This is a genomic window from Methylobacterium platani (genome assembly GCF_001653715.1).
Taxonomy (GTDB): domain Bacteria; phylum Pseudomonadota; class Alphaproteobacteria; order Rhizobiales; family Beijerinckiaceae; genus Methylobacterium; species Methylobacterium platani.
On record NZ_LWHQ01000120.1, the window covers coordinates 1 to 6,582 of the forward strand.

7 protein-coding genes are annotated in these 6,582 nt (G+C 63.1%); 2 read left to right on the plus strand and 5 right to left on the minus strand.

The window, feature by feature from the left end:
* Positions 1–691 (plus strand): sensor histidine kinase (locus A5481_RS31640; protein ID WP_197514284.1); only part of this gene is annotated, 691 nt, incomplete at its 5' end.
* Positions 692–1,201: 510 nt separating this feature from the next.
* On the opposite strand, the gene A5481_RS34435 is transcribed toward A5481_RS31640, so the two are convergent.
* From A5481_RS34435 to A5481_RS31660, 5 genes are all read right to left on the minus strand, one after another.
* Complete coding sequence (locus A5481_RS34435) at positions 1,202–1,450, minus strand: hypothetical protein (protein WP_156311983.1); 249 nt, start codon at positions 1,448–1,450, stop codon at positions 1,202–1,204.
* Positions 1,451–2,666: 1,216 nt separating this feature from the next.
* Positions 2,667–2,930: an ATP-binding protein gene (locus A5481_RS31645; RefSeq protein WP_048435748.1), complete on the minus strand. Its 264-nt coding sequence runs from the start codon at positions 2,928–2,930 to the stop codon at positions 2,667–2,669.
* A complete protein-coding gene (gene istA / locus A5481_RS31650; RefSeq protein WP_048435747.1) occupies positions 2,930–4,234 on the minus strand; it encodes an IS21 family transposase in 1,305 nt (434 codons plus the stop codon). The genes A5481_RS31645 and istA overlap by 1 nt, the downstream gene beginning before the upstream one ends.
* 337 nt (positions 4,235–4,571) lie before the next feature.
* On the minus strand, positions 4,572–4,805 hold the full coding sequence (locus tag A5481_RS31655) for a hypothetical protein (RefSeq protein ID WP_048435736.1): 234 nt from the start codon (positions 4,803–4,805) through the stop codon (positions 4,572–4,574).
* Between the two features lie 530 nt (positions 4,806–5,335).
* On the minus strand, positions 5,336–5,785 hold the full coding sequence (locus tag A5481_RS31660) for a response regulator (protein ID WP_425350248.1): 450 nt from the start codon (positions 5,783–5,785) through the stop codon (positions 5,336–5,338).
* Between the two features lie 354 nt (positions 5,786–6,139).
* Here A5481_RS31660 and A5481_RS31665 point away from each other — a divergent pair, with 354 nt between their 5' ends.
* Complete coding sequence (locus A5481_RS31665; protein ID WP_048435735.1) at positions 6,140–6,445, plus strand: hypothetical protein; 306 nt, start codon at positions 6,140–6,142, stop codon at positions 6,443–6,445.
* The last annotated feature ends 137 nt before the right edge of the window (positions 6,446–6,582 follow it).

Below are 6,582 nucleotides of genomic sequence, written 5' to 3' on the forward strand. Positions count from 1 at the left end.
GCCAGGGACGTGGGCACACGAGGACATTGCCTTCGTGCGTAACGTCGTTGACCGCACCCGGACGGCCATCGCGCGCGTCGAGGCGGAGGCCCAGCAGCGGCTGCTCAACCATGAGCTGAGCCACCGCATGAAAAATATGCTGGCGATGGTGCAGTCCATCGCCACGCAGACGATGCGCGGCGCCGCCGATCTGGATACCGCCCGAAATGTGCTGGCCAACCGGCTGATCGCCCTGGGCAAGTCGCACGATCTCCTGCTCGGTGGTTCCCTCTCGAAAGCCCCTCTGAGGAGCGTGATCGAGAGCGCACTCGACATCCACCGCGATTGCCCCAACCGGTTCGTCCTCGATGGCCCGACCGTGATGGTCGGTTCCAAGGCGGCGCTGTCGCTGTCGCTGATGCTGCACGAGCTGGCGACCAACGCCGCCAAGTATGGCGCGCTGTCCACCGCGGACGGTCGGGTCACGATCTGCTGGACCCTCAGCGGTGAGGGCGACGACGCTTCGGTCATGTTGCGGTGGAGCGAGGCCGGCGGGCCGCCGGTGGTGGCGCCCAAGCGGACCGGGTTCGGGACCCGACTGATCGGGCGCGGCCTTGCCGGCAGCTTCGATGGGGAGGTGGATCTGAGCTATCCGGCAGCGGGTGTCGTCTGCACGATCACCGCGCCACAGCGCGGCCTCATGGCGGCTTAGACCTCGGATCCCGTCTTCCGGAGCACGCTGATCGCATCTGGCGGCGTTGCCGAGACGTGGATAGGCGCATTGAAACGTGGTTGCATAAACGCGGCGTAATGGCCAAGGTTTCGCGCTGGTGCCAAGAACCGGAGCGTGATCGGCCTAGTCTCGCGAAGGGCCGCATGGGATGGCAGCGGGCCGGGGTGTTCCCTCCGAAGAGACCCGGCCCGCTAATCTCGCCGAAAGGGTGATCGGGAAGGCGAGACGACGAAGGTTTTGCACCCCATCCGCTGGCAGGCAATCCTTGCGGAAGGGTTAGACCACGGTAAGGCGGGCCGGTGCGTTTTCTCCGTCACGGAGCCCGACCCGCCTGTGACGCCAGTCGAGCGGCTCTGGAGCGGCAGGCTGGGGTGACTGCCGAGCCAATGACCCCCTGTCATATCGGTTCCATGGTCCGTTCGTATTCCGGCCGTCCATAGGGGCATACCCTAGCGGATTTTAAGCGCCGTTGGGGATTGCTTTCGACCCTCAGCGGTCATTCCGAGGAACCAGCTGCCCCTCCAATATCCTCGCAAGATGGATTGCATGGTCGTCGTTAAGCATGTTTGTGCGATCAATCATCGGCGACAGCAATATACTGAAATCAAGGCGCATCATAACCAATCCGTTTTCGTCGGTTACATCGATGTGCCAATCATCGCTTTCTGCAATATCCTTGGCATCACTTTGGAGGATTTCGCCCATTAGCGGATAGCGAAAATCCTGGCCACCTGCCAATTTGGTAATTCTGTATTTTCAGGATCAAATAGCGTCTTAGTATCAGAGACGTTGAAAAAGAAGCGCGGCATGGCATATGCTCCCTTTATTGGCGGGAGCACATGCTCTCACTCGCAGGCGTGCCAAATAATTGAAGCCGACGATTGAAGCCCCATTACCACATCTTTCACAGCGTTTCCCCCTGATTTGTTATACCGATTGTTCCATGTCGTCATTGTCGCAGGCGTGAAGGCGGGGCGGGTAAGCCGAGCCGTCCGCTTTCCACCCTAAGCGGACCCCTCGCTTCCGCGCGCTTTAATCCGTGCAAAATGATCCTGATGCTGACGCTGAAGGTCCTCAAAGGTGGCCAGGAGCGCTTCCGCTTCAGCAGTCGATAGGCCCTTCCGCCGCAGTCGAGTGATGAGGGCGCGTTGCTTCGCGATGTGCTGGGCACCGTTCTTGACGTGCCGCCTGACCATGTCGAGTTCGGTTTCGCCTTCGCGCATTGAGCATCATAGCAGACCTGCCTCGCCCGGAAGGACCCGCGTCCCACCCGGAGCAGATCGCAGGCGCGGCGCTCCGAGGTCCGTTCGTTATTCCGGCCGTCCATAGGGGCATACCACTGTAGACACCGCCGCGACCGGTCGGGAGACCGTCCGCCAGGGTCGAATTCACTCAGTGGACAGTCGAGCATGCGGATATGGTCCCAACGGACGATGCCGTGCGCGCTAAGCCGGTTCGCCTTGGCCGTGCCCTTGGTGAACCGCCTTCGAAGCGGTTCGGGAACCGCGGCTCAACCATCCAAACTGAACCTGCAGCTGCAAACCATCCTAAGTGAACCGGTGCAGCTGGGTATTCCAATGAGACCCTTCTTGGTGGCTTTGGCGGGTACGCTCAATGAATCACAGCCGCCGCTGCTGAGGATCGGTCACGGCCTTTCAGGCCAGATCCCACTTTCTCGGTCCCATACGCCTCCCTGATGCGCGCTGCTCGCCATAGCGCCAGCGAGTGCAATTAATGGCGCGCCGCTAGGAACTTCCCCCTCGCCGGGGCTTCTTGGCGCCATGCGCATAAGCTTGTGTCAAGCGACGCCCGGAACTGACCCCTTTGCGTCACGAAGAATTGGCCCCTCCAGTTTCCAATCCTAAACGGGTGTGGGTTGAGGGGCGGACGTCGCCCGCTGCAGCAGACCGCTGCGCCGCTTCTCGCGCAGCCGGCCGGTGGCGATCTCGCGGATCTACCCCTTATCGAGGGACGGCTGGGCCGCGAAGTCGAAGCCGGTAAGGTCGCGCACGAACGGGAAGCGTGCCAGCCCGAAGGCCATCTCGATCCGCCGCTGGTCGCGCCGCGCCACCTCCCGCTCGCAGAACAAGGTCAGCGCCTCCTGGATCGTCAGCTCGCGCCGGCCGGCCTCGTCGATCAGCGTGTCGAGCTGGTCGCGGAGCGCCGTCAGCTTCAGCCGCCCGAGCAGCGCCGTGAGGTGATCGTGCTCCTCGCTCATCAGAAGCCTCCCCCGGCCACGGCCTCGTATTCCGAGAGCGGCCGCAGCAGCGTCGGCGGCGATGCCTCGACGAGCGGGACGGGATCGCCCCGGTAGGCGGGCCGGTCCCGGCTGCCGACCAGCCCGGCCAGGTGGGCGTCGTCGACCGCCCGTCCATGGGGTCCCGTCAGCTCGGCATGGCTGGCGACCTCCTGCCCGCCATGGTGGACGCGCACCCTCGCCCCGCTCACGGTGACGCGCACCGCCTCGCCGATCAGCCGCCAGGGCACCGAGTAGGCGTTGCCGTCGACGGCGACCGCGCAATTCGCCCCGACCCGGCGCACCAGGTCGCGCGCGGTGGTGAAGGGCGGCACACCGCCGAGGGGCGTGAGGGCGCCGGCCTCGTCGCGCGCGAAGCGGTCGGCCGGCGCCTCGCCGGTCGTGCCGTGGGTGCGCTGGTCGGCGACCTCGCGGGTCCAGGCGTCGAGATGCGCTTCCAGGCCGGCAAAGCTCGCAAAGGAGCGTCCGGCCACGGCGTTCCTCTTGACGTAGCCGACCCCGCGCTCGTCCTTGCCCTTGGTGCGGGCACGGTACGGCGCGCAGGCCCGGACCCGGAAGCCCCCGTGTTTGGCGAAGGCCTGCAGGCGCGGGTGGAACACGACCTCGCGGCTGACCGGGTCGTGGTGCAGGACCAGGGCGCGGGCGTTGTCGAGCAGCACCTCGCGCGGCACGCCCCCGAAGGCCCGGAAGGCGCTCTCCAGGCCGGCAAACCAATCCTCCTGTCGCTCGTGGCCGAAGGCCCGCACGTGCAGACGGCGCGAGTAGCCGAGCGTGGCCACGAACAGGAACACGCGGGTGGGCTCCGCGCCGATCGTCACCCGGCGCTCGCCGAAGTCGATCTGCATCTGCTCGCCCGGCGGCGTCTCGAACCGCACCGTCGCCCGGGCCGCCGCGACCAGGTCCTGGCGCAGGGGAGCCACGGCGCGCTCGACCGTGCGCAGGCTGACGTGGATGCCCTTCTCGGTCGCCAGGTCCTGGCGCACGACGTCGGCATTGCCCGCATGCTGCCGGAAGCGGGCGGCCAGCCAGTCGGTGAGGCCGTCGAGTTGCCGGGAGCGCGAGGGCTTGGCGCAGGGTCGCCACTCGCCCCGCTGCTGCCAGTCCTTCACGGTGGTCTTCGAGCAGCCAAGCTCCGCCGCGATCCGCTTGGCGCCCCAGCCGAGAGCCTTGAGCCGCCGCATCGCCGTCACGTCATCCGGCGTCTTCATCTCGGCCCTCCGCGGATCGTCCGTCCGCTCCAGAGCCTGAGCCTCGTTCTTCAGCATCGCGACCTCCTCGCTCATCGAGGGGCCAGATCCTCATGACGCCAGGGGGTCAGTTTGTCATGTCGCCTGACAGCTTGGCGTATGGAACCAGGAGCAGCTGCTTGGTGCAAAACTCGTGAGTTTCGCGCCGCCGCTCGGCCGGCACTGTTTCATTCTTTTGCTTAGTTCAGAAATCTGGTGCGAAATCTGCCTCCAGAGCGCATTCACAACTCACAAATTATGAGTTGGCACAAGTTGCTGTAATATTTGATATGTTACATTTTCGCAATACCTGATATATTCACTAAGGACGTACCCGCAGATCGGTTGCTTGCACATGCATCATGATCCTGATCAACTAGCTAGGCAGTCCGCCTTGCGCGGTAGCAATCTCAACCACCTCCTGCGCGTGCGGCCCTACTGGGTGTTCGTGCCGATCAAGGAAGGTCTTGGCGGCGGCAAGCTGGTCGAGGGCCGGGCTGGGCCTCCGGTACTGCTCGGCCATGAGGTCGGAGGTCAGCGCAAAGGCGAGTTCTTCGGCCAGTGCCGCCACGAGGGGAAGGGCGTCGGCAAGCGAGTTGGTAGCGATCATCACACCGACTTACGCTCATGGCCCGATTAAATCGAGCGCCAGTCACTCGTTCTGGCTGCGGTGGGTCAGTCCATCCGGCAACACCTCACGTTGGGCATACGGCGGACGTCCTTCTGCGCTGTTGGCCGCGATCCGATCGCGCAACTGAACAGCACGACGGGCGATCGCTTCAGCATCGCATAAGCGACAAGGTCCCCCACGACCTTTGGCGCGGCATTGGTCGGGCATGCGGCAGGATGGGCGCGCCATGGATTTATAGAAAAGCATTACTAGTACATCGACCCTTTTTCGGACGAAGGCTCACTTAATAGATCTGTATGGCAATCGGTAAGCGCGGCAATTTGGGCGCGATACGTGATCGCTCTAACTTGATAGCTGCGGCTGGCAGACCATAAGGCCTGGGCTGTTGCTTGTTCTCCCTGGTGGGCGAGGGTCTCCGCCATGGCGGCCATCTCGCGGGAGCAGCCCTCAGTTCTCACCATGTCCCGATACAGGTTGTCGAGCCATTGGCGGAGAGTATTACGCATGGATCAGGCCTTGAGGGGAGCGGGCTTGTCTTGCTCAGGTATTCTGTCCCGCAGATGTTGATGCACGACGTGGGCGCTGAACGGCTTGCCAATGAAGTGCGCTCCATCCGGTAGGTCGTTCGGGCCTGGCCGGGCCAGCCCGGAAGCCACCACGATCGAGATGTGTGTCCAGTGCCGGGCAGTTTCGCGGGCAAGCGCAAAGCCGTCCTGGCTGCCCGGCATCTGCACGTCAGTGAACAGCAATACGATGGCCTGGTGATGCTCCTGCAGGAACTCCAACGCCTCATCGGCACTGGCGGCTTCCACCGTGGCAAACCCTGCCTCTTCGAGGATGTCTGCAGCATTCAGGCGGATCATTGCATCGTCATCGACAACAAGAGCACAGGGCGTGGACGGAGCGTTTTTCATCGCAAAATAAGCCATAGTCCCAAGGAAAGATCCAGTAGCAATCATGAACGCTATTCGATCCTACCGCTTCACTAAGAGATAGAACCGAGATAGTGTGGTCAATAGCAAACCAAGATCGAATACGGATTGTCGTAATTGGTACGGCAAGACGCCTGGCAGAGGGTTAGGACCTTGCCAGGCGTACCGTCGCTGAGGTTGGGCCGTGATGAAGATACGAACTACCCAGCTGATAACCTACGATACTGAGCGGGGTTCCCGCAGGCGAGATAGTCAAGCTGAACCATTGGCCAACTGAGCCGTTGCTAACCCGGACGGCGTGGCAGCATGCCTTTTTGCATCACGAGAACGCAGGTAATATGCCGGCTTGGCTTTCCGTGCAGCCCTCCCGGATAAGCTCGTATGCCTGACCCTACGAACCATCGCCTGCGCGCGATTGCGACCCTGCTCAATATCCCGGTGGAGGCGTTCAGCAGACCGGTCGAACCGTACCTGCTGCACGGCAGTGAGAACGGTGATCGTTGGTTTCTGCGGCGTGGGCCTGAAGGGGCTCCGATCGTGCAGCACGTCGGTAACCCTGCTTCGGGTGGCCATGTCACCGAGCGAAGCGTGCTCAAGTTCCTTGAACGTGACCACGGTAGTCCGCAGCATCAAGCGATGCACGCGCTGATCGAGCGGCTCCTCATGGTGCAGCTTGCGACCTGCTGAATAGCTTCCAAACCGTGGGTCACGCCACGGGCGCCATCGTGTACGGGAACTCGACCCGTACGACGGTACCCGGGCCGTCCTGATGGGTCAGGACCCCACCGAGCTGGCTCGCAAGCCCTTGTGAAATTCGGAACCCG

Excerpts from the sequence above, each read along its gene's own strand:
- A5481_RS31645 (WP_048435748.1), bottom strand. The coding sequence starts at position 2,930 with ATGAGCGAGGAGCACGATCACCTCACGGCGCTGCTCGGGCGGCTGAAG.
- istA (WP_048435747.1), bottom strand. The coding sequence starts at position 4,234 with ATGCTGAAGAACGAGGCTCAGGCTCTGGAGCGGACGGACGATCCGCGG.
- A5481_RS31655 (WP_048435736.1), bottom strand. The coding sequence starts at position 4,805 with ATGATCGCTACCAACTCGCTTGCCGACGCCCTTCCCCTCGTGGCGGCA.
- A5481_RS31660 (WP_425350248.1), bottom strand. The coding sequence starts at position 5,785 with ATGATTGCTACTGGATCTTTCCTTGGGACTATGGCTTATTTTGCGATG.
- A5481_RS31665 (WP_048435735.1), top strand. The coding sequence starts at position 6,140 with ATGCCTGACCCTACGAACCATCGCCTGCGCGCGATTGCGACCCTGCTC.